Genomic DNA, 21046 nt, shown 5'->3' on the forward strand with positions numbered 1-21046 from the left:
GATGCTTCCGCAAAGCCACATGACGCCAACGTCTCCCTTCGGCAGCTCCCCGACGCTGCGGCAGATCGCCGGCCTCGTGCTCGTGGCGTCTTTCCCCTGGGCACTCTGCCACCAAGCCGATGCGGGAATCAGTGGCGAAAACATCATCGTGGTGGTCAACGCGGAATCCCAGGACTCCCTGACACTGGCGAATCACTACGTCCGATTGCGTGAGATCCCGCCGACGAACATTGTCTTGCTCGACGAGGTTCCCACCGGACTGCGAGTCTCACTGGATGACTTTCGCGAAAAGATCCTGAAACCTGTTTTGACCGAACTGAACCAACGCGGCCTTGGGGCTCACGCTCAGGTGATCGCTTACTCGGCCGGATTTCCCACTGCAGTCGACATTCGCGAACACACCAAGAGGCTGACCGACGAGAACCAGAAGAAGTATCAACGCCCGGTTGCCTCGATCAACTCAATGACGTTTTTCTACCGCTGGGTGCTGGCGGATTCACCGGATTACCTTGGTTGGGTCAGTAACTTTTACGCGCGTGGCACGTTCGAACGCCATTTCGCGAATCCGTTTGCGGGCGAGGCGGGTGAACGATTCGAGGCCGCCGAAGATGCTTCCGAAAACGCCGAATCAACGGAGGATTGGAGCGAAGCGGCGGGCCTTTGGACAGCGATCGCAGATGAGTATCCAACGCTCTATCCCGTTCACCTCCGCGCAGCCGAAGCCTATGCCAATGCGGACGAACTCGATTCGGCGGTGCAGCGTCTGGCGATGGCGACCGCAGGTGGCTGGGCGAATCGGCGTTACGTGGAAGAATCTGAATCACTGCAAAAGCTGAACTCGACCCAAGGTTTCGAGACGATCCTTGCTCAACTGCAAGACGTGCCGATGAAGAACCAAGGCCCGGTTCCATTCGCGACCAATGTGGGATGGACCAGCACGGGCCATTCAATCCCCAGCGACAAGGGAGGCATGCCTTACCTCCTTTCATGCGTCTTGGGCGTCGTCCACGAACGTGGCAGCACCTTGGAACAGGCCATCGAGGTGCTCGAACGGGCTCGCCAAGCCGACCGAACTTCCCCCGATGGAACGTTCGGGTTTGCCAAGACGTCCGACGTCCGTGTCACGACCCGAGAACCGTTGTACGCTGAGGCACTCGCTTGGTTGATGTCACGTGACCAAAACGTCGAGATCTTTGCGTCCAAACTGCCGACGTCCACCAAGCCATACTCCGGGCTGATGTTGGGGGCGGCCAGCTTCGATGCTCGCAAGCGATCTTGGTCGATGACTCCTGGAGCCATCGCCGAGAACTTGACCAGTTTAGGAGCTGCGTTTGAAACGGGCTCGCAGACCAAGTTGACCGAACTCTTGCACGCGGGGGCAGCAATCAGCAGCGGCGCCGTGGCCGAGCCCTATGCGTTGGTCCCCAAATTCCCGACACCGATGCTGCACGCCTACTATGCCGAAGGGGTCTCGGCAATCGAGGCATTCTATCTCAGCACCACGTCGCCCTATCAATTGCTGATCGTCGGCGATCCGGCATGCCAACCCTTTGCGAAAGCGCCGATTGATTTCGTTCGGATCGAGTCGGGAGAAGCGACCGATGACAAAATCCCGGTGAACTTCTTCTGGCAACAACTTCCTGGAAACGCAAACTCGACTGCGACCGCCGCAATTGAACTGCATCTGCAAGGCAAACGAATCGCCGTGGCGCGACCAACCAACAAGATCGAGATCAAACTGCCATCCAGCCTGCAAGGGGCGCTGCATTGTCGGGCCGTTCTGATTGGGCAGCATCCCACACAACCTCATGTGGCAATCACCCAAACGATTGTTCTCGGGAATCCCAACGCCTTGCCCACGATCGAACAAGAAACCGTGGATGACGAACAGATCCAAGTCAAACTTGCCTGCCCCGACGCGGACCGCATCGAGCTGAAGCACCTGGGCCGCGTCGTCGCCGAAATCGAAGGCCCATCAGGATCCGTCTCACTCACGCCCACGCAGGTCGGCCGGGGCCCGATCCAACTCGACGCCATCGGACATGTCGGAGAACAAGCCATCCCAGGGGAATCACTGCTCATCGAATTTTGAGCATCCCCGTAGGGCACCGTTCCCAACGTCAGTCAGCGACTCAGTGGTCGCTGATATCGCGAGGCGGTTGGCTCGAAAGAGCCCGCTGAATTTCAACCACACGAATCGCCTGCTCGGAACTCATCTCCAGCAACTGATCACGCCCATTCGCATCAGGGCGGAACTCGGTGAAGCCCTTGTCATCCACGACCACGCGGCCAGGCGGAGACAGCCCAAAGTAGTGATCAGCCGGACGCACGGCGTGCAGCACGCTGGTCAAATCCCAAGTGGGCCGATCATGGTTGGGACCACTGTGCAACAAATAGGCTTCGCGTACCGGGTGATGCGGCACATAGGAAAAATCGCGAGCGATGCTTTCGCGTGGGTAGGCCGCCGCAATCCCAATCCGGTAATCACTCCACACCACCGGCACCTCATCGGGCGATCGATCCGCGAACCGTTGCATCGCGCCGATTCCATTGACGACGTTGGCTTCATCGTGCCGCGGCTTGCCGAGTGTGGGTCCGAAACATCCCGCCATGACTGAGATCAGCTTGCACTTCTTGCGAAGCAATTCCACCCCATTCAGCGGACTGAATTGGTCGCCTTGAGAATCCAACAGATCCGCCAAGTTCGTTGCCAGGCCAACCTGAATGATGACCACACTGCCATCATCGGAATCCGCCAATGTCTGCCGCAGCACATCCACCGCGGTGGGGGCGTCATCGCTGCTGAGCAAGTCATGCGGGTATCGGAATCGATCGCCATCGCGTGTCTTGCACAGTTTCAGGTAGCGACTTTCGCGACGCTGAGCTTCCCGCGTTGCTCCGATGGGAAGATCACCGCGGCCATAAAACGTGTTGATCGCATCGACGAACGGAGCCGCCAGCGGATTGACCTTGGAGATCGTCACGGCTTTGAGTTCGCACTCACCACGGTCTTGCATGGCGTGCAACATGGCCAGCGCCAGCACATCGTCGCAGTCCCCCGTGATGTCGGTATCAAAAATGACCGGCAATGGCGTTGCCGTCGTCGCAGAATCGGATTCCGCGCGGAGAGCCGAGCCATCGATCGCTGCCAGCGCGATCAAACACAAAATCATTTGTCGAAGCATCGATACAGTTCTCTTGAATCACGAGATGTTGGGGGCAACCGTCTAGGTCGAGCAAGTCAAACTTGCTGACTTGCAACCGCCTCCCAAACGGGGCGGACACAGAGACCACCAATTCGTTGGCGTCTTCGACCTCCTTGGACGCCCCAAAAGGGACTTTCCCTCGCCCTAGAGAACTATAGACCTGAGTGCGGCAACACGCACCCCCGCCAACGGAGGCGATTCCCTGCTTCCCGGCAACCAGCGATTCAACGTCACTGCCGCCACCGCGTTTCCAACGCCACCCACCACGACGAAGAGCCACCGCGAAATGTCTTTCGCAGTGGCTCACTGTTGAGTCGGAGATCAAATCTCACTTTTTCAGCAGAGCCAAGACCGCCTCGTGAAGGTGACCGTTGGTGCCCACGCCATCACCTCCGCGGACGGTGTCGATGCCTTTCCAAGACGTGAAGCGTCCGCCCGCTTCGCTGAGGATCGGAGCCATCGCGGCAACGTCCCAGGCATTGCAAATCGGATCGACCATCAAGTCCGCTCGGCCAGTCGCGACCATCGCGTAGCCATAGCCATCGCCCCAAGTTCGTGTCAGCCACGTGTCTCGCTGCAAGGCATCAAAGACATCGCTGTCACCGCGCGGGCCATCGCCTCGATCGCCAAACGACTTCGCTTCGCTGGTGACGAAGACCGCCTTCGACAAATCGGTTTGCTCCGACACATGAGCTTCGCTCCAGGTCTTCAGGTCGTCGCTGTGGTAACAACCACTGCCCAATGCGGCGACGACGATCTGATCGGTCGCGGGAAGGTAGATGACTCCGCCAAACGGGGTCTCGTCGCATTCCAGTGCCAACAAGGTGCTGTACAACGGCACGCCGCAGATGAACGACTTGGTTCCGTCGATCGGATCGACCACCCATCGGTAACGGCTGACGCCTTCACTGTCAGCAAATTCTTCCCCGGCAATCGCGTCCTCGGGAAATTGCTCAGCGACCAATTGACGGACCAATTGCTCGGCTTCTCGGTCAGCGATTGTCACCGGGGAATCATCGGATTTCCGATCCACCGACAAGGATGCCTTTCCGAAATGAGTCAGTGTGTGCTGGCCAGCTTTCAAAGCAATGTCGACCATCGCGGTCAATCGTCCACCGTGTTCCGATTGCCACTGGGCGGGAGTCCAATCCGACATGAGTATCCAAAGATGTGAGCGGGAAGGTAAATGGGAAGGTGAGCGTGGAGTGAAACGAAAACCAGGAACGTCAACGACGGTCGAGCCTCGGCAATTGCCTGCCATCAACGCTCATGCCACCAATCTAGATGAGCAAGCCAACGCCATGCCACCCGGGCGCCATCCATTCGCGGTGGACCGCTGCCTGTTTGTCCAGAAAAACCCGCCAGCTGGTCTCGGAGCCTCCGCCCCGAATTACCAACGCAGACTCCTCCGGAGCCATCCACATTCGCCCCGGACGGGGCCGGCATCGTTAGCTCGGGGCGGAAGCCCCGAGAACGTTCGCGGAGATCCCAGCGCCGCCCCGGACGGGGCCGACGTCGTTGACGTGGCGTGACCTGCCTGACCCCAAAACGATTGACTAAGTCAGGATGTCTCGGATGACGTTGCCGTGGACATCGGTCAGCCTGAAATAGCGACCTTGGAAGCGGTAGGTGAGACGCTCATGATCGATGCCCAGCAGATGCAGCATCGTGGCATGCAAATCATGCACATGGACGGGGTTCTCCGTGATGTTGTAACACACCTCGTCGGTCGCTCCGTACGCCATCCCTGGTTTGACACCGGCACCCGCCATCCACAACGAGAAGCAACGTGGATGGTGATCGCGACCGTAGGTCTCTGCGTTCAACGTGCCTTGGCAGTAAGACGTTCGCCCGAACTCGCCTCCCCAAACGACGAGAGTGTCTTCCAAGAGACCGCGTTGCTTCAAGTCGTTCACCAACGCCGTTGTCGCTTGATCGACGTCGCGACACTGGCCAGGCAATTGCTTCGGCAGCGTGAAGTGTTGATCCCATCCCATGTGGAAGAGCTGGATGAATCGCACGTCGCGTTCTGCCAAACGGCGTGCCAGCAAGCAGTTGTAGGCGTACGTCCCACGCTTCGTCACATCGGGACCGTAAGCATCCAGAACATGCTGGGGCTCGTCAGAAAAATCGATCAGTTCAGGCACGGATGTCTGCATTCGGTAGGCCAGTTCGTATTGCTGGATTCGCGAATGGATCTCGGGATCACCGAACTCATCCAGTTTCTCTTGGTTGAGTTGCTGCAGGTCGTCGAGCATGCGGCGCCGGGCCTTGGCATCAAAGCCGTCTGGGTTACTCAGGTACAGCACCGGATCCCCAACGCTCATCAGTTTGACGCCGGCGTAAGTGGACGGCAGGAACCCACTTCCCCACAGTCGATCGTAGAGCGGTTGGCAATTGGGACGCCCCGTGCCACGCGACACCATGGAAATGAAGGTGGGCAAATTCTCATTGATTGCGCCCAATCCATAGTGCAGCCAAGACCCCACGCTGGGTCGGCCGGGCAACTGGTTCCCGCTTTGGAAGAAGGTCATCGCGGGGTCGTGGTTGATCGCCTCGGTGTGCATGGAGCGAATCAAGCACATGTCGTCGGCCAGCGTTGAAATCTTTGGAATCAGCTCGCTGCCAAGTTCCAAACCCGCTTCCCCGTGCTTGGCGAATTTGTACCGCGAACCGGCCATCGGAAACGATTTTTGTCCGGCGGTCATCCCCGTCACTCGCTGATTCATGTCGACGAAATCAGCCAGCTCCTTGCCTTCGTGTTGCTGCAAGGCGGGTTTGTAGTCGAACAGTTCTTGCTGGGATGGAGCCCCGCTTTGGAACAAGTAGATGACTCGTTTGGCTTTGGGCGGCGTGTGGTATTCCTTCATCACCCCGTTGGGCTCGGGGAAGTCCGGCTGCGGAACGTTGCTTGCCGCGGGCGCGTTGGTTTCCGCCGTCGCCGAGCGTCCCATCATGGACGCCAGCGCGGCCATGCCGACTCCCGATGCCGACCGGCCAAAGAAATGACGGCGAGTCAGCATCATGCGATGCTCGTCAGTGATATCATTGGGTTTCATGGCATGTTCTCTATTCAACGGTGATGAATTCGTCGGTGTTCAAGATCAGGTGAGCAACGGCAGTCATCGCCGCCAACTCCGTCGCATCGAGTTGGTTGTCGGGGTTCGATTCCCCAACGGCCAGCAGTTTCTCGGCGGCTTCCGGGGCAGCGTGGTAGTGATCTCGGAAGTAAGACAAACTGCGTGACATCACTTTCAAGGTCGTTGATGAAGGCCGTTTGGCGATCGCCCAGAAAGCGAGTTGCGAGAGTCGTTCTTCGTCGGTGGCATCGAGTTGCAAGGCACGTTGAGCCAGGTTGCGGGCGGCTTCCACAAACGTCGGGTCGTTCATCAACACCAGAGCCTGGAGCGGCGTGTTGGTGCGTCGAACGCGGACGTTGCAAACCTCGCGACCACTGGCGTCGAAGATGGTTTGACGCGGCGGATTGACGGCTCGTTTCCAGTACGTGTACATGCTTTTGCGATACAGGCTGTCGCCCTGATCGGGTTTGTATCGCGTGCCGGCATTGGCAGCCACGCTTTCCCACAACCCACTCGGTTGATAGGGCTTCACGGACGCCCCGCCGACTTGGTCGCTGGCAATTCCCGCCACTTGCAAGGCAAGGTCGCGGATCACGAACCCATCGGCACGATAGCGCGGCCCGCGGCTGATCAGTCGATTTCCAGGGTCCGGGTCGTTGAGCCCGTGATTCCGTTTGGACGATTGATTGAAGGCCGCACTGGTCACGATCAAACGATGCATCGCTTGGACATCCCAGCCGGATTCGATGAACTCCACGGCCAACCAATCGAGCAATTCGCGATGGCTGGGCATCTCGCTTTGCAGACCAAAGTCTTCGGCGGTTTTGACGATGCCGGCCCCAAAGTGACTTTGCCAAATCCGGTTGACGGTGACTCGAGCGGTCAGTGGGTTTTCACGAGAGACCATCCAGCGTGCCAGTTCCAAACGATCCTCCGGTTGGCGTGCATCCGAGGAAGGCAGCAGAGCCGAGGGAACGCCTCGCGGCAACGGATCGTCTTTGACCGGTTGATCGTATTGGCCTCGGTCCAAAAGGTAGGCCGGTTGCGGATCCGACTCCCGTTCTTTCATCACCATCACCGGAACACGGGGGCCCGTTTTCTGTAACAGCGCGTCATCGGCGGCGGAGAATTGTTGTTGGGCGGCCTTCAGTGGTGGGTCAATTTTGCGGTAGTGGGCCAGCAATTGTTTGCGATCCGCTTTCGTCCGATCTCCAGTGGGCTTCAGCAGGATGTCCTTCAGCTTTTGATTCAGCCCAGTCACCCGCTTGGGCAAATCCGTCGCCGACGTGGAACGTTCGATTTGGAGTTTGCCGATGACGTGATTCGCGAACGAGCTGTCGAATCGAAGCGTGAGCTTGGTGGGTTGTCCGGCATCGGCTGGAATCGGTTCCTGCAATAGGAAGGTGATGTCAACCGGCTGCTCTTCGGCGTTCGGTTCAAAGACAGCCCAACCTGATTTGGGATCCTCGTCGATTGCGTTCGACGCAGGGTAATTGTCCTGTTCGAAGGAAGCTGAAACGGATTGCACCGCTTGGGTTTGGTCGCCGACGTGGATCTCAAAATCGGTCAACACAAAGTTGCCGTTCACGCTCGGTGCCAACTTGCGAGGTGCACCGAAACGCTTGTCAGGCAAAGCGGTCACCTTGAACATGCTTGTGCCGGAAAGGTCGCCTGAGATCACGAATTCATAGGCAACGTTCTTGGCGTTTTTTGCTTCGGTGGGTTGGAAGAAAACCGTGTGTTCGGATTCTTTTTCCAGTTTCCCTTCACCGGTCAGTTGCATCTCTTCGAGGGTGACGTGCTGCCATTGCACGCTGAGGGATGTTTGCAACAGTCGCTGGGTTTCGGCTGCCCATTGGTCCATCCGTTGACGAATCCCGGCCTCGGCATCCTGGATCGCTTGCTCGGCCCGCTCCACCGCCGCGAGCTCTTGCGGGGGGGCTGTCGCCAGGGGCGAAGCGAACTTCATCGTGGGGTTAGCACTCACGCCTTTGCCGATCCCACGCTCGCCGATGTTATTGAAGTAACCGTAGAACTGGTAGAACTCTCGTTGCGAGATGGGATCGTATTTGTGGTCGTGGCAACGCGTGCACCCGAGAGTCAGACCGAGCCAAACGGTTCCGGTTGTTTCCACACGATCGATCACGTTCTCGACCAAGAACTCTTCTGCCAGTGCGCCGCCTTCGCTGTTTTGGCGGTGGTTGCGATTGAACGCGGTGGCGAGTCGCTGCTCGTCGGTTGCGTTGGGGAGCATGTCGCCGGCGAGTTGTTCGACCGTGAACTGATCGAACGGCACGTTGTTGTGGAACGCCTGAATCACCCAGTCACGCCAGGGCCAGTTGCTGCGTTCGGGATCGTTCTGATAGCCGTCGGTGTCGGCATAACGAGCGGCGTCCATCCACAGCAATGCTTGACGTTCGGCATAGTCCCAAGTCGACATCAGTTCATTGACTGCCTCTTCGAAGGCTTGTTCGCTTGGGTCGGCCAAGTATCTGTCTTGCAGTTCAGGGCTTGGTAGCTGCCCCGTCAAAGTCAGCGAAACGCGTCGGAGGCGGGTGGCGGGATCCGCGTCTGGAGAAGGCGTGAGTTGATTCGAGAGCAGCTTTTCAGCAACGAAGGCATCGATCGGGTTCTTCGACCAGCGGTCAATCACTTCCTGGGGCCATCCCGACTCGGCCACGACTTCGGTGGGCACTGCTGGTCGGGTTGGTGGTTCGAACGCCCAGTGCCCCTCGTAGGGGGCGCCTTGAGCGACCCATTGTTCCAGGATTCGTTTTTCTTCATCGCTGAGCGACCGGTTGCTGTCCGGTGGCGGCATCATGTCCGATTCGTCCTCGCTGCGAATGCGGGCGATCAGTTCGCTGGCTTCCAGATCGCCGGGCACAACGCCTGCATAGCCACCCAAATCAGCGACCAAGTTCTCTTGGCTATCCAATCGGAACTCGGAATCTTGATTGTTCGCGTCGGGACCGTGACAGTGAAAGCAGCGATCGGAAAGGATCGGTCTGACCTGGCTGCTGAAATCCACCAACTCAATCTCATCGGCCTTCACCGGCAACGTGTTCCAGGACGCCAGTCCAGCGATTGCGACGCCAGCCACGTAGAATGATCGAAAGGAATCGAAACGGAAATTCAGCATAAAAACCTCGCGACGAGACGCATGCGTCCCTGAAAAACACCATTTTGTTCGGTCGTTGTCCTGCATACTCCCGCTCCCGACCGAACCTGCCTGCGTTTTCTTCGTTTTTTTCTGATTTCGACCGGCAAGTTCATTGAGCAGCGGGAGTTTGTTGGTGGCGAGGCGGCCCATGGGTAAGCTCGGTGAATCCCCCAATTCCCCCCTTAACTTGAACCACATCGATGATAGACGAAGGTCGATTTCTATCACTGTTCCTCAAACACGAGCGAGAACTCGCCAGCATCGCTCGTGCGTTTTTGCCCGATTGGAACGCGGTCGACGACGTGCTGCAGGAAGCCAGCCTGGTGATGTGGCGAAAAATTCATCAACTGGAATCGGACGACGAGTTCCTGCCTTGGTCCAAAGTCATTCTGCGTTTTGAAATTTTGAAAGCCCGTCGCTTGCATGCTCGCCAGAAGTGGGTGCTCAACGAAGAGTTGATCTCCAAACTGATGGATGAATCCGCGGAGGACGACGCGGAGATGCGGCACGCACAACAATCCGCCATCCAGCATTGTCTGCAGTCGTTCAGCGAAGACCATCAAAAGCTCTTGCTTGCCCCCCACACCTCGCGAGGCGGCGTGCTGGCATTGGCAGAAACGGGCAGTCATTCCGCCAATAGTTTGTACAAGCGGATCGGACGTCTGCGAGTGAAGTTGCACGACTGTGTGGTGCAGCGACTTTCATCGGCCGAACTCGATCTCCCCATCTGAACTCTCTTCTCATGAACAAACAACCGATCCATGACTTGATCGAGAAGTACTTTCTCGAGGAATTGAACGAAACCGAGCAAGCCGAACTCCGGTTGGCACTGGAGGCACAGCGAAGCTACCGGGACCGTTTTCGCCGCGCCGCTGAAATTGATGCGCAGTTGCGACACTGCTGGAACGAAGACATCGGTGACGATGAAGGTTCGCGGCCGCTGCTTCAAAGTGAACCGAATTCGCTGGCACGGGAGCCACTCGCCACCGCTTCCCATCAACGCATCGATGTGCGGTGGCTGCCGGTCACTGTTGCAGCGAGTTTGATTGCTGTGGCTGGCGTGCTGTACTCAGGGATTCTGAAACCAACGCCCCAGCCCACCATTGCTCAATCGAATTCGGCTCAGCCAACGGCACCGCAGTCCGTTGGCGACGAGGCAACGACACGGGATTCATCGGAGGTGGCATGGTTGGTGACGGGCTACAACCATCGGTTCAACGACGGTTTGGCCCCACAAAACAATTCCTTTGAAAGAGGGGATTACGAACTCACGGATGGTTCCATCACGCTTCGCTTTGACAGTGGAGTGGATGTGTCGATTGAGGCGCCGGCGCGGTTCACCGTTGTCAATTCGCTGCGGATGAAGATGGACGCTGGGCGAGCACGGGCGATCGTTCCCGAGACCGGCCACGGCTTTGTGATTCAGACACCCACCGCCGATGTCGAAGACCTGGGCACCGAATTCGGCGTCTACGTCAGCGAAGAACAAGACGTAGAGCTGCACGTTTTTGCCGGTGAAGTCAACGTGCACACGGCCAACCTTCCCTCGCGACGGATCCAGGAAGACACCGCCGTGCACTTGACCTCGATGGGCACCAAGCATCTTTCGGCGACGGATGATGTCGCGTTTACAACACGCAGCAAAATTGGATACCAACGTTGGCTCGCCGACAGCACGGCAAGACGTGAAGATCCCTCCACGCTGTTGTATTTCGACTTTGAGCCGGATCCGGACGCTCCCACCACGCTTCGCGATCGAAGCCAATCTGGCTTGGCCATCGATGGCCAAATTCAAGGCTGTATCTGGGCGACAGGCCGCTGGCCGAACAAAGGAGCCCTCTTGCTGGAACGTGCCGGTGATCGAGTGGAGCTGGATCTACCCGGGACCTTTGATGCACTCACGATCTCGGGATGGATTCAGGTCAATCGTTTCGACCAAGCCTTGCAGGCGTTCTTCAACACACGAGACTGGCAACCCGGTGAGCATCACTGGAACATCCAACGGAACGGTGGCATGAGCGTCGGCGTGTCTCGAGCCTACACGATTCACTCGGCGCAAAAGAAAGTTCCCTTGGGAAGATGGACGCATCTGGTGGCGTCCATCGACGCTCAAAAGCGAGAGGCCACCTACTACATCGATGGCGAATTCGCTCAGCAAAAACAATGGGAAAACGCAACGTCGATTGTCTTTGGCCCGTGCACCATCGGTGCCTTCGGATCGACGCTCGAGGCCCCCGCGGAGACGGCCACCGAGGAAGAAGCCAACGCGGCCGAGTCATCTCTTCGCGTCGAAGCGGTCCACTACAACCGAGAACTCCGAGGCCGACTCGATGAACTGGCCCTCTTCGCCGGGGCCCTCTCCGCCGAGCAGGTCAAAGAACTTTATGAGGCGGGCAACGGGTTCGACTGACCCGCCAAGCTCACTGAATCGGACGTCAAGACGGGGCCGCCGTCGATGATGCGGTGCAGTACCAGAACCTGCTCCAGATCCGTTCGCAATTCAGACGCTCCACAGATTGGGCTGGTCGTGGCGTCGTTGATTTCACTATGGAAGAGGCTGCCCATACAAAATCCGACTTGTGAGCACGTACCCGGCAGGGGAGAAACAGCCGTGCAGACTTTGAAAACAGCCGCTATCGTTGTACTCATGACGACGGTCCTTTACGGGGCCTGGATTTCCATGACGACTCCACCCGATGCGCTGCCGCCTGAAGTGGCGCGGGACCTGATCGTTGATGCAAACACGTTTGACATCAGCGACGGGATTCCAGAAGCCTTGGGCAGTCTCGATCCGCTCGCGGAATTCGGAATCGACGAGGGTTCGGTCGACACGAACGTTGCCAGCGGAGGGTTTGACGACCTCGATCTGGCGCTCAATGAATCCGCCAATGGTCTGAATTCCCCTGAAAACTTCGCGGTTCCCGACTCAAATGAGCTGAATGCAACGGCGGACAGCATGCCGATGGATTCGATCAATCGCAGCTTCGCCGACGTGCCTTCCTCGGCCACCGGAAACCTTGGTGCAGAATCCGAATCGTTCTCCATGTCCGATTTGGATTCCCCCGCTGTCGACCTGCAAGCCAGCCGATTGCCCGAGGTGACTCCCGGTTCGAGCACACCGATTCAACTCAACCCAAATCAAGAATACACCTCGACCGGGACGCAGTACTCTGCCCCCGATCCCAATGCTGCCGTGGCATCCGTCGATTCATCGGGACGCCCGAGCAGCGAAAATGCCGCGGCTGAGTCCGATCAAATTGCAGCGGCAGGCTTGAGCAACGCAATCGCGACGGCTGACCGCCAGTATCACTCGGATCGTCGCCGCGAAGCCTTGGCGACACTGAGCCTGTTCTACGAGACTCCCAGCCTGACCAGCGAACAACGCGATGAATTGCTCAGTCGGCTCGATCCTTTGGCCGCCGAAGTGATCTACTCAGGCGAACACTTGTTGGCGGAACCGCACCGCGTCGCCCCCAACGAAACGTTGATGGACATCGCTGACCAATACGAAGTGCCTTGGCAATTGCTGGCGAACATCAACGGTGTGGACGATCCCGTCACCATCCTGCCCGGCACCGATTTGAAAGTGGTGCGTGGCCCGTTTCGTGGCGACATCGATCTGAAACACCAAGAATTGACAATGTTCGTCGGCGACCTGTACGCCGGTCGCTTCAAGATCGCCGTTGGAAGTGACCCCGCTCCCAAACCAGGGGCGTACACCATCCAGGAAAAGCAGTCGGCCAAGACCTACTACGATATGTCCGGAACTCCCGTCCCACCCGGTAACCCACGCAACCCCTACGGGTCGATGTGGATCGACTTGGGATCGGGCTTGAGTATCCACGGAAGCCCTGACGCAAACGCTCCCACCGACCAGGGCTGCATCAGCGTCGCAGGCAACTATTCGCGAGACGTCTTTGGCATCTTGTCCGAAGGGTCCTCGGTCACCATTCGTTGAACCGACGGCGACACCATCGCTCGGTCCTCCGAGTGATCTGCCCAACAGCGGACACCTGTTGTCCAACCAACGCAGTGTCGAAAGACGCTGCGTTGGCCATTCGCCAGTCCCCGTCACGCGAACTTCCGTGGCTCACGCAGCGGGGTCACGCCCCGCGATTCAGTCGCATCAGCGCCGCCAATTCAACCAAGTGGCGAAGCGAATCACAGTGAGCCGTGTAACGCAGACGCGGTCGCAACTTATCGCTCAAGGCTCGACCACCAATCAACAGCGGCACGTCCTCTCCGAGTGACTCAGCCAATTGATTTTGAGCGGCGACAAACATGCCTGGTTCGCTGACCGATGAGATGCTCATCCACACCATTTGTGGGTCATAGTCGTGAGCCGCTTGAACAAAGCTCTCCATCGGCAGGTCATTGCCCAGACTCGTCGCGTTCCAACCGACTTCTCGCAATGCCAGCTCCACCAACATGGTGGGCAATTGATAGGGGTCACCTTCGGGCGCCCCTCCAATCGCAACGGGTGCAGTGGCAGACGGAGCGGGGATCTCCGCCCGCAGCTCGTGTATCAGACGCATCGCAATTTCGCACCCGCGACGTTCTTGATAGACGTCCAAAGCATTGCAATCCCAAGCCTCGCCAAACCCGTGCATCGCGTCGGTGATCAACGACTCGGCAGCTTCACTTCGCGTGGCCCCGGACGCCACCTTCTTCGACAGCAGCTCGCGACAGGTGACCTCCTCACCAGCCGCCAGGGCGTCCCGAAATTGTTGGTTCAGCGGATCGCCAATGCCCTCAATTCGCGTCGTGCGACTGGGCGCCAACTGAGGCAGCCCCAAGACGTCAGGACGAAGCAAGCACCGATCGTTGGCATGCACAAACGCTTGCAACGCATCCAAGGTGATTCTTCGGTGGCCGCCCGCTGTCTTGATCACGGGAATCGTGCCTTTGTCGCACCAACGTTTGACCGATGACTCGCTGACTTCCATCGCAGCGGCAATCTGCTTCGGAGAAAACTGGGGCTGACGAGCTGCCACGGAAACGTCTGGGGCGAGAGGAGGAGAGCGGCCTGAACGTTTCATGTCATGCATTGAACGTTTCTGATTCCGCCGAGGAACGTTTCCAGTGTAAACGATTGGCAATTGTGAACGATTTCGAACCACCCAATCGACCAATTTGGAGCGAAAAACGTTCACCTGAGACCGCAGTTCCGGATCCGCTCGCTGGTTCTGTCTGCAAAATCGGAGCGAATTCGCTTGCGTCTTGTTTCACGCACCGCTATACCAATGGACGAAGTGAACGTTTTCATAAACCAAAACGTTCACCGAGAGTTTCTGTTCGGCACATCAATTGCGGAACAGGCGACTCAATGTCCATTGGGTTGGAAGAGGAAGTTGGCTCGAAACTGCCGCCTGGCAGCGTCCGCCGTCAGCACCATCTGACTGACCCCACGATTTAGCTACCTGCCACCCAGCCCAGCCATTCGAGAAGGTCGAAAAATGTCCACCCTCACCGCATCGTCCGTCCCCGCCCGTCGCCCTGCTTGGCTCCAGAGTCCTGAGTTGTCACTGGCTGTGATGGAGGTTCAGCCTCTGTTGTCCGATCATTCCGAAGCGGACACCAAGACACTTCAACGCCTCACGAAACGACGCCTGCGAGAAGAAATTGACTTCATCTCGAATGAACGTTTCACCATGGCTCGCGAAGGCAAGCGGATTTTCTCTTCGGAACTGGGGCTGGCACCACGTGAAACGGCGTTGGGGATCGCGACGATCCGTCGAAGCGGGGTGGATCTTCCGATTCACCTGGGTCGACTTTGCGAGGCGCCGTTGCTGAAGCCTGAACAAGAAAAGATGCTGTTCGAGCGAATGAACTACCTGCTGCAACAGGCCGCGATTCATCGCAGCGTTCTCAACCCAGAGCGTCCCTCTCGGCATCGCTTGGAACTGATTGATTTGCTGGTCGCCTTGGCCGACTGGCATCGCGACCGGATTGTCGAAGCCAACTTGCGGTTGGTGTTTTCGATCGTCAAGAAGTTCGTCAATCCCAACAACACGTTTGACGATTTGCTCAGCGACGGAATTGTGGCGTTGATCCGTGCTGTCGAAAAGTTCGACTTCGATCGCGGGTTCCGGTTCAGCACCTACGCGACCCAAGTTGTTCGTCGAAACTCCTATCGAACCGTTGTGTTGAATCAGCAGGAACGTCAAAGGGTCCAAGGGGGACTGCAAGACATGGACATCGATCTGAAAGAGGAAGAACATTCTTCGGCGATCAGCGAAAAACGCTGGCACGAATTGCGAAGCCGCTTGAGCGTGATGATGGGCGACTTGGACCGTCGAGAAAAATTCATCATTCGCGCCCGCTTCTCTCTCGGACCTCACCGGAAAGTTCACACGCTGCAATCGTTGGCGGATCGGCTGGGTGTTTCCAAGGAACGCGTCCGCCAGTTGGAACGACGCGCGATGGACAAGTTACGAGCGATGGCCGGCGACGCTCAACTGGCGGAATTGGAAGCCTGATTGAGCGTGCTTTCTCCAACCAACCGCGACGACGACCAATCCGGTCCCCCTTCGCAATCAGCGGTTCAGCCGCCCAGCGTTGCCGAGCAAGGCCGCTCAGATGGACTTCCCGCCGAGTGCCAACCCCAACCGGGAACGCAGCACTACGTCGCGCGAGTTGACCTGCCCGTCAGCATCGACGAGGCATTTGCGTATCACGAACGCCCCGGTTGTTTGAACCGACTCACGCCGCCGTGGGAACACGTCCAACTCGAATACTCGGATCAATCCCTGGCTCCCGGCAGTCGCGTGATCTTGAAAACCAAAATCGCCGGGATCCCGGTGCGCTGGCGAGCCCGGCACGTGTGGTGCAATCCTCCCCATGGCTTCGCCGACGTCCAGGACACTGGTCCTTTTTCGCGGTGGTGCCATCAGCATCGATTTGAATCTTTGGCACCCAACCGTTCCCAGCTGACCGACGCGATCGAGTACAAACTGCCTGCGGGAATGGCGGGCAAATTGCTCGGAAGCGGCAAGGCCCGCCGGACCATCGAAGCGATGTTCGCGTACCGCCACCGAGTCACTCAGGATGATTTGCAGATGTTGGTCGATTACCCCATGAGTCCAAAAACGATTGCGGTCTCCGGAGCCAGCGGCTTGGTGGGCGGTGGCCTGTGCACACTGCTGAGTTTGCTAGGCCACAAAGTCGTCACCATCACCCGGGACGAGCACGGCACAGTTGATGAACATGGCATGCCCGACGCGATCGCCGCCTGGGGCAGCCCGTCCGAAATGGAAAAGTTTGAATCGGTCGATGTGGTCGTTCATCTGGCGGGCAAGTCCATCGCTGGAAAGCGCTGGACTCCCGAGGTCAAACAACAAATCCGTGACAGCCGCGTCGAGAAGACACGTGCTCTCTGCGAAGGGCTTGCCCAGCTGAAACAGAAGCCCGCTGTTGTGATCTGTGCCTCGGCAACGGGATTCTACGGCGACCGCGGCGAAGAAATTTTGACCGAGAACTCCTCCTGCGGAGACGACTTTCTGTCCGACGTGGCTGGTCAGTGGGAAGACGCTTGCCAACCGGCTCGCGAAGCAGGAATCCGAGTGGTCAACACGCGGTTCGGAATGGTGCTTTCTCCTCAGGGCGGCGCCCTACAGCAAATGCTGCTGCCGGCCAAACTGATGGGTGGCAAACTGGGCAGTGGAAACCAGTGGTGGTCCTGGATCGCACTGGACGATGTGCTGGGCGCGATCGTCCACTGCATCCACCAGGACGAGATCTCAGGTCCAGTCAACTTTGTGGCGCCGGAACCCATCCGAAATCACGAATTCGCCAAGACCTTGGGCGACGTTTTGAATCGGCCGGCAATCTTCCCGGCACCCAAGTTCGCTCTCCGGTTGGCGCTCGGCGAGATGGCGGAGGTGTTGCTGCTGGCCAGTTCGCGTGCCGTCCCAGAACGTTTGCAGCAATCCGGTTACGCATTTCGCTATCCCGATTTGAAGGATTGCTTGCGGTCACTGCTCGGAAAAGAAGGCAAACCGTCGGAACCCGTCGCCTCATGAACGCCAACCTGCTGTTTCTTTTGAACGCTTTGTCGACCTGGTACATGGTCGGGCTGATCTGGATGGTCCAGCTCGTTCACTACAAGATGTTCGATCGTGTTGGCGAGGATGTCTTTGCCCGGTACGCGACCGACCACGCGAGACTGATCACGCCGGTCGTTGCGATCCCGATGCTGATTGAAATCGCCACGGCGGTCGGGTTGCTGTTCTCGCGGCCTGGTAATCTTTCGATGACTTGGGCTGCGGTGGGATTGGGGTTGGTTGTCCTGATCTGGGCCAGCACCGCGGCACTGCAAGTCCCGGCTCACGGCAAGTTGGCATCCGGGTTCCAGGCGGACGTTTACACGACACTGGTGACAACCAATTGGATTCGAACCGTCGGCTGGTCGATCCGCGGCTTTCTTGTGGGCTGGGCGTTTTGGACGTTGCTCCCGTCGAGCGGTTGAGAGCGTCTTCCCAAACCAGCCTGAAAACAGCGTCGCACGCAATGAGTGTCGAGCGGATTGAATTCAGCTAAGATGGGGTGTCGACGAAGGACGACTTCGCCGCCGTTAGCCCCCCATCTCCCTCCCCATTCCCGCCTTCACTTTCTTTATGTCCCAAAAAATGTTTGGATCGCTGCTGCTCGCGATCACAGTCTGCTTCGGAACCCTTGGTTCCGTCTCCCCCGTTCACGCCGACCAACCGGTTCAATTGATCTTTGACACGGACCTTGGAAACGACGTCGACGACGCGTTGGCCATGGGCGTCATCCATTCCTTGCAGTCGCGTGGCGAGTGCGAATTGCTGGCCGTGACGCTCACCAAAGACCATGAACTGGCTGCCCCTTTCGCAGACGTGGTCAACACGTTTTATGGACGCGGTGACATTCCGATTGGTGTGTGCCGCAGTGACGTCACCAACAGCGAAGGACGTTTCAACGGACTGGCTGCGATCAAGGATGACGGAAAAGACCGTTACCCGCATGACTTGCGAAGCGGCAAAGACGCTCCCGATGCGGTCGAGGTTTTACGTCGGGTGCTCGCCCAAGCGGAAGACCACAGCGTCGTGATCGCGCAAGTTGGATTCTCAACCAACTTAGCCAACCTGCTCGATTCCCCCGCGGACGATCTCAGCCCACTGCCCGGCAAAGAGCTCGTCAAGAAGAAAGTGCAGCGTCTCAGTGTGATGGCGGGTGCGTTCGAACAGATCAAGAACAACAAAGGTCAGCCCTACGACCACAAAGAATACAACGTCATCAAAGACATTCCGGCTGCACAAAAGCTCGCCAAAGAATGGCCAACACCGATACTATGGAGTGGCTACGAGATCGGAATCGCGCTTCGTTACCCTCATGAAAGCATTGAGCAAGACTACGGCTACGTCGAGCACCATCCTTTGGCTGAAGCCTACATCGCCTACAACCCACCGCCTCACGATCGTCCGACTTGGGACCTGACTTGCGTTCTGCAACTGGTCCGTCCCGATCGTGACTACTTCGGTTTGACTTCCGTTGGAAAGGTCACCGTTGCCGACGATGGTTTGACAACGTTCGCCGAGGACGCCAACGGCCGCGACCAGTACTTCACTCTCAACGACGCACAAATCGCGAGAACACTGGAAGCACTGCAATTGCTTTCCAGCGAACCGCCACACGCCATTCGTTGAGACTTGCCACGCACGATCCTCGATTGCTCCGCGGTCGGCCATCCCGGCCGCGAAGTGATCAGGGTCACCTCCATTCGAATGCAGTTCGTTCTGTTCCCATTTTCTTCTCGATCCACTTCCAGTTGGCGAATGACATGAGTTCGCAGCAAAGGATGTCTGGTTCGAAGGCTCCAAAAGGATTTTGAAAGCCGTGATCGCGAGATTGATCTCCCTTCGCTGCGATCACTGCGGCGCGCCGATCGACGTGAAGCCCAAGGCCAAGTTCGTGACCTGCGGCTATTGCCACGCCAGCCTGGCGATTCATCACACTGGCTCGTCGTACTCCACCGAGTTGATCGAGGACCTGAAAGAAACGACCAGTGCACTCGTCAAAGATGTTGCGTTGATCAAACACAACGCTGCACTGGATCGCCTTGATGAACAGTGGGAGCGGTGGCGTTTGCAAACGCTGGGCACCAACAAACACGGGCGTCAGATCACCCAGCCACCCAACCCAGTCGTTTCCATCTTCGGCTTCGGTTTTGTGTTCGTCTTTGCGTTGGTCTGGACCGGCATGGCGGCGAGAATGTTCGCCCCCATGGCCTTGTTCGGGATGGTCTTCTTGGTCATGGCTGTCGTGGGGCTGTTCCGTTCGTTCTCCAAGACCAACGAATACCACGCCAAGCGACAACGCTACATGCAGGAACGTCAGTCGCTGGTCGAACAGATTCAAAACGGCGACTGAACGCCCTGGGAGGGATGTGTGCTTCTCAGTCTCACCAACCGAGCACGTGAGCAAACACGAGTGGCGCACAAATCGTCGCGTCGCTTTGGATCATGAACTTCGGCGAGTCGGCATCGATTTTGTACCACGTGATCTTTTCGTTCGGCACAGCGCCGCTGTAACCGCCGTAGCTGGTCGTTGCATCGCTGATTTGGCAGAAATACCCCCACAACGGAATGTCTCGTTTGAGGTCTTGAATCAACATCGGGACGACACAGATCGGGAAGTCGCCCGCGATCCCGCCGCCGATTTGGAAGAAGCCGATGGGGTCCTGCATCGTGGCTTGGTACCACTCCGCCAGTTGCTGCATTTGCTTTGTGCCCGTCGCATACGCCCCGTGCCCGGAAACGCTGCCGTCGATGACGTGCGAGGTGTAAATGTTCCCCAGCGTGGAGTCCTCAAACCCGGGCGTGAAAATCGGAATGCCCGCATCCTTTGCCGCTGCGACCCAGCTGTCTTCCCGAGGCACCTGGTAGTGCTGAACCAGCCCTTCATCATCCAAAAGATCGAACATGAACTCGGCAGGCATGCGAGCGGCATTCTCAACCGCCGCCTTTTGCCACATGGGCACCAAGCGATCCTCTAGGTGCCGCATCACGGTTTCGGGAATGCAAGTGTCAGTGACACGGTTGAACCCACGATCGCGAAGTTTGACTTCGTCTTCCGCCGAAAGAGCTCGCCAGTTGGCAACGATTTCGTATTCGTCGTGAGCGACCAAGTTGAAGATATCTTCTTCCAAGTTCGCCGCCGTGCATGTTACGGCGTGGACCTTTCCCTTGCGGATCATTTCGGCCAGCGACAGCCCCAATTCTCCCGTGCTCATGGCGCCGGCCAGTGTCACCATCATCTTGCCCCCGCCGTCAACAAAGTCCCCATAGGCCTTTGCCGAGGCCAACAATTCCCGGGCATTGAAGTGGCGAAAATGCGTTTCCAAAAATTGCGTGACATTCATGAAAATTCGACAACCCATACAAGAAGAGACAAAGCACCCAAATTGACAGAAGCGGTCAACCGCCGCTTCCGTTCAGAACGATCCCCATCGGACCGATGCGTCGAAACGCAAAAAAAAGACGTTGGGCGATGGCGCCGAATCTTACCGTTCTGCGGAGTCAGTGTCGTCAGGGGATCACTAGGCGTTTTCGTTCATGAAAACTCTTCGAACAGCCGTT

The 21046-nt window shown here is 57.8% G+C and carries 15 protein-coding genes; 9 read left to right on the top strand and 6 right to left on the bottom strand.

Annotation, left to right across the window (positions count from 1 at the left end):
- The first annotated feature begins 19 nt into the window (after nucleotides 1-19).
- Nucleotides 20-2092 (top strand): hypothetical protein, encoded by a 2073-nt coding sequence (locus RISK_RS27360; RefSeq protein WP_236696770.1) that lies wholly within the window; start codon nucleotides 20-22, stop codon nucleotides 2090-2092.
- 40 nt (nucleotides 2093-2132) lie between these two features.
- Here the strand turns inward: RISK_RS27360 and RISK_RS27365 are convergent, their stop codons facing one another.
- The 4 genes from RISK_RS27365 to RISK_RS27380 all read right to left on the bottom strand — a co-directional run bounded on the left by RISK_RS27365 (nucleotide 2133) and on the right by RISK_RS27380 (nucleotide 9386).
- A complete protein-coding gene (locus RISK_RS27365; RefSeq protein WP_236696771.1) occupies nucleotides 2133-3173 on the bottom strand; it encodes a nucleoside hydrolase in 1041 nt (346 codons plus the stop codon).
- 361 nt (nucleotides 3174-3534) lie between these two features.
- Nucleotides 3535-4362: a histidinol-phosphatase gene (gene hisN / locus RISK_RS27370; RefSeq protein WP_047817513.1), complete on the bottom strand. Its 828-nt coding sequence runs from the start codon at nucleotides 4360-4362 to the stop codon at nucleotides 3535-3537.
- Nucleotides 4363-4762: 400 nt separating this feature from the next.
- Nucleotides 4763-6265 (bottom strand): DUF1501 domain-containing protein, encoded by a 1503-nt coding sequence (locus RISK_RS27375; protein ID WP_047817514.1) that lies wholly within the window; start codon nucleotides 6263-6265, stop codon nucleotides 4763-4765.
- A gap of 10 nt (nucleotides 6266-6275) precedes the next feature.
- Nucleotides 6276-9386 (bottom strand): PSD1 and planctomycete cytochrome C domain-containing protein, encoded by a 3111-nt coding sequence (locus RISK_RS27380; protein ID WP_236696772.1) that lies wholly within the window; start codon nucleotides 9384-9386, stop codon nucleotides 6276-6278.
- Between the two features lie 260 nt (nucleotides 9387-9646).
- Between RISK_RS27380 and RISK_RS27385 the strand changes: the two genes are divergently transcribed.
- The 3 genes from RISK_RS27385 (at nucleotide 9647) to RISK_RS27400 (ending at nucleotide 13404) form a co-directional block, all read left to right on the top strand.
- Nucleotides 9647-10177: a sigma factor gene (locus RISK_RS27385; RefSeq protein WP_047817515.1), complete on the top strand. Its 531-nt coding sequence runs from the start codon at nucleotides 9647-9649 to the stop codon at nucleotides 10175-10177.
- A gap of 11 nt (nucleotides 10178-10188) precedes the next feature.
- A complete protein-coding gene (locus tag RISK_RS27390) occupies nucleotides 10189-11856 on the top strand; it encodes a LamG-like jellyroll fold domain-containing protein (protein ID WP_047817516.1) in 1668 nt (555 codons plus the stop codon).
- Between the two features lie 270 nt (nucleotides 11857-12126).
- Nucleotides 12127-13404 (top strand): L,D-transpeptidase family protein, encoded by a 1278-nt coding sequence (locus tag RISK_RS27400; RefSeq protein WP_047817593.1) that lies wholly within the window; start codon nucleotides 12127-12129, stop codon nucleotides 13402-13404.
- Nucleotides 13405-13549: 145 nt separating this feature from the next.
- Here the strand turns inward: RISK_RS27400 and RISK_RS27405 are convergent, their stop codons facing one another.
- Nucleotides 13550-14440 (bottom strand): MerR family transcriptional regulator, encoded by an 891-nt coding sequence (locus tag RISK_RS27405; RefSeq protein ID WP_047817594.1) that lies wholly within the window; start codon nucleotides 14438-14440, stop codon nucleotides 13550-13552.
- A 462-nt stretch (nucleotides 14441-14902) separates the two neighbouring features.
- Here RISK_RS27405 and RISK_RS27415 point away from each other — a divergent pair, with 462 nt between their 5' ends.
- From RISK_RS27415 to RISK_RS27435, 5 genes are all read left to right on the top strand, one after another.
- Nucleotides 14903-15925, top strand: coding sequence for a sigma-70 family RNA polymerase sigma factor (locus RISK_RS27415; protein ID WP_047817519.1), 1023 nt, complete (start codon nucleotides 14903-14905; stop codon nucleotides 15923-15925).
- A 162-nt stretch (nucleotides 15926-16087) separates the two neighbouring features.
- The gene (locus tag RISK_RS27420) at nucleotides 16088-17467 is read left to right on the top strand and encodes a TIGR01777 family oxidoreductase (protein ID WP_047817595.1); all 1380 of its coding nucleotides are present in this window, start codon (nucleotides 16088-16090) and stop codon (nucleotides 17465-17467) included.
- Nucleotides 17464-17913, top strand: coding sequence for a hypothetical protein (locus RISK_RS27425; protein WP_047817520.1), 450 nt, complete (start codon nucleotides 17464-17466; stop codon nucleotides 17911-17913). Before RISK_RS27420 ends, RISK_RS27425 begins: the two co-directional genes overlap by 4 nt.
- A 148-nt stretch (nucleotides 17914-18061) precedes the next feature.
- On the top strand, nucleotides 18062-19114 hold the full coding sequence (locus RISK_RS27430; RefSeq protein ID WP_047817521.1) for a nucleoside hydrolase: 1053 nt from the start codon (nucleotides 18062-18064) through the stop codon (nucleotides 19112-19114).
- A 244-nt stretch (nucleotides 19115-19358) separates the two neighbouring features.
- Nucleotides 19359-19838 carry a hypothetical protein gene (locus RISK_RS27435; protein ID WP_047817596.1) on the top strand — a complete coding sequence of 160 codons (480 nt, stop codon included), beginning with the start codon at nucleotides 19359-19361 and terminating at the stop codon, nucleotides 19836-19838.
- A 31-nt stretch (nucleotides 19839-19869) separates the two neighbouring features.
- Here RISK_RS27435 and RISK_RS27440 read toward each other — a convergent pair whose 3' ends face one another.
- Complete coding sequence (locus RISK_RS27440) at nucleotides 19870-20829, bottom strand: deoxyhypusine synthase family protein (protein ID WP_047817597.1); 960 nt, start codon at nucleotides 20827-20829, stop codon at nucleotides 19870-19872.
- Nucleotides 20830-21046: the final 217 nt, after the last annotated feature.

The sequence above is a fragment of the Rhodopirellula islandica genome (assembly GCF_001027925.1).
In the GTDB taxonomy this organism is placed as follows: Bacteria; Planctomycetota; Planctomycetia; order Pirellulales; family Pirellulaceae; genus Rhodopirellula; species Rhodopirellula islandica.

Excerpts from the sequence above, each read along its gene's own strand:
- RISK_RS27390 (WP_047817516.1), top strand. The coding sequence starts at position 10,189 with ATGAACAAACAACCGATCCATGACTTGATCGAGAAGTACTTTCTCGAG.
- hisN (WP_047817513.1), bottom strand. The coding sequence starts at position 4,362 with ATGTCGGATTGGACTCCCGCCCAGTGGCAATCGGAACACGGTGGACGA.
- RISK_RS27430 (WP_047817521.1), top strand. The coding sequence starts at position 18,062 with ATGTCCCAAAAAATGTTTGGATCGCTGCTGCTCGCGATCACAGTCTGC.
- RISK_RS27440 (WP_047817597.1), bottom strand. The coding sequence starts at position 20,829 with ATGAATGTCACGCAATTTTTGGAAACGCATTTTCGCCACTTCAATGCC.
- RISK_RS27415 (WP_047817519.1), top strand. The coding sequence starts at position 14,903 with ATGTCCACCCTCACCGCATCGTCCGTCCCCGCCCGTCGCCCTGCTTGG.
- RISK_RS27360 (WP_236696770.1), top strand. The coding sequence starts at position 20 with ATGACGCCAACGTCTCCCTTCGGCAGCTCCCCGACGCTGCGGCAGATC.
- RISK_RS27375 (WP_047817514.1), bottom strand. The coding sequence starts at position 6,265 with ATGAAACCCAATGATATCACTGACGAGCATCGCATGATGCTGACTCGC.
- RISK_RS27425 (WP_047817520.1), top strand. The coding sequence starts at position 17,464 with ATGAACGCCAACCTGCTGTTTCTTTTGAACGCTTTGTCGACCTGGTAC.
- RISK_RS27400 (WP_047817593.1), top strand. The coding sequence starts at position 12,127 with ATGACGACTCCACCCGATGCGCTGCCGCCTGAAGTGGCGCGGGACCTG.
- RISK_RS27365 (WP_236696771.1), bottom strand. The coding sequence starts at position 3,173 with ATGATTTTGTGTTTGATCGCGCTGGCAGCGATCGATGGCTCGGCTCTC.
- RISK_RS27385 (WP_047817515.1), top strand. The coding sequence starts at position 9,647 with ATGATAGACGAAGGTCGATTTCTATCACTGTTCCTCAAACACGAGCGA.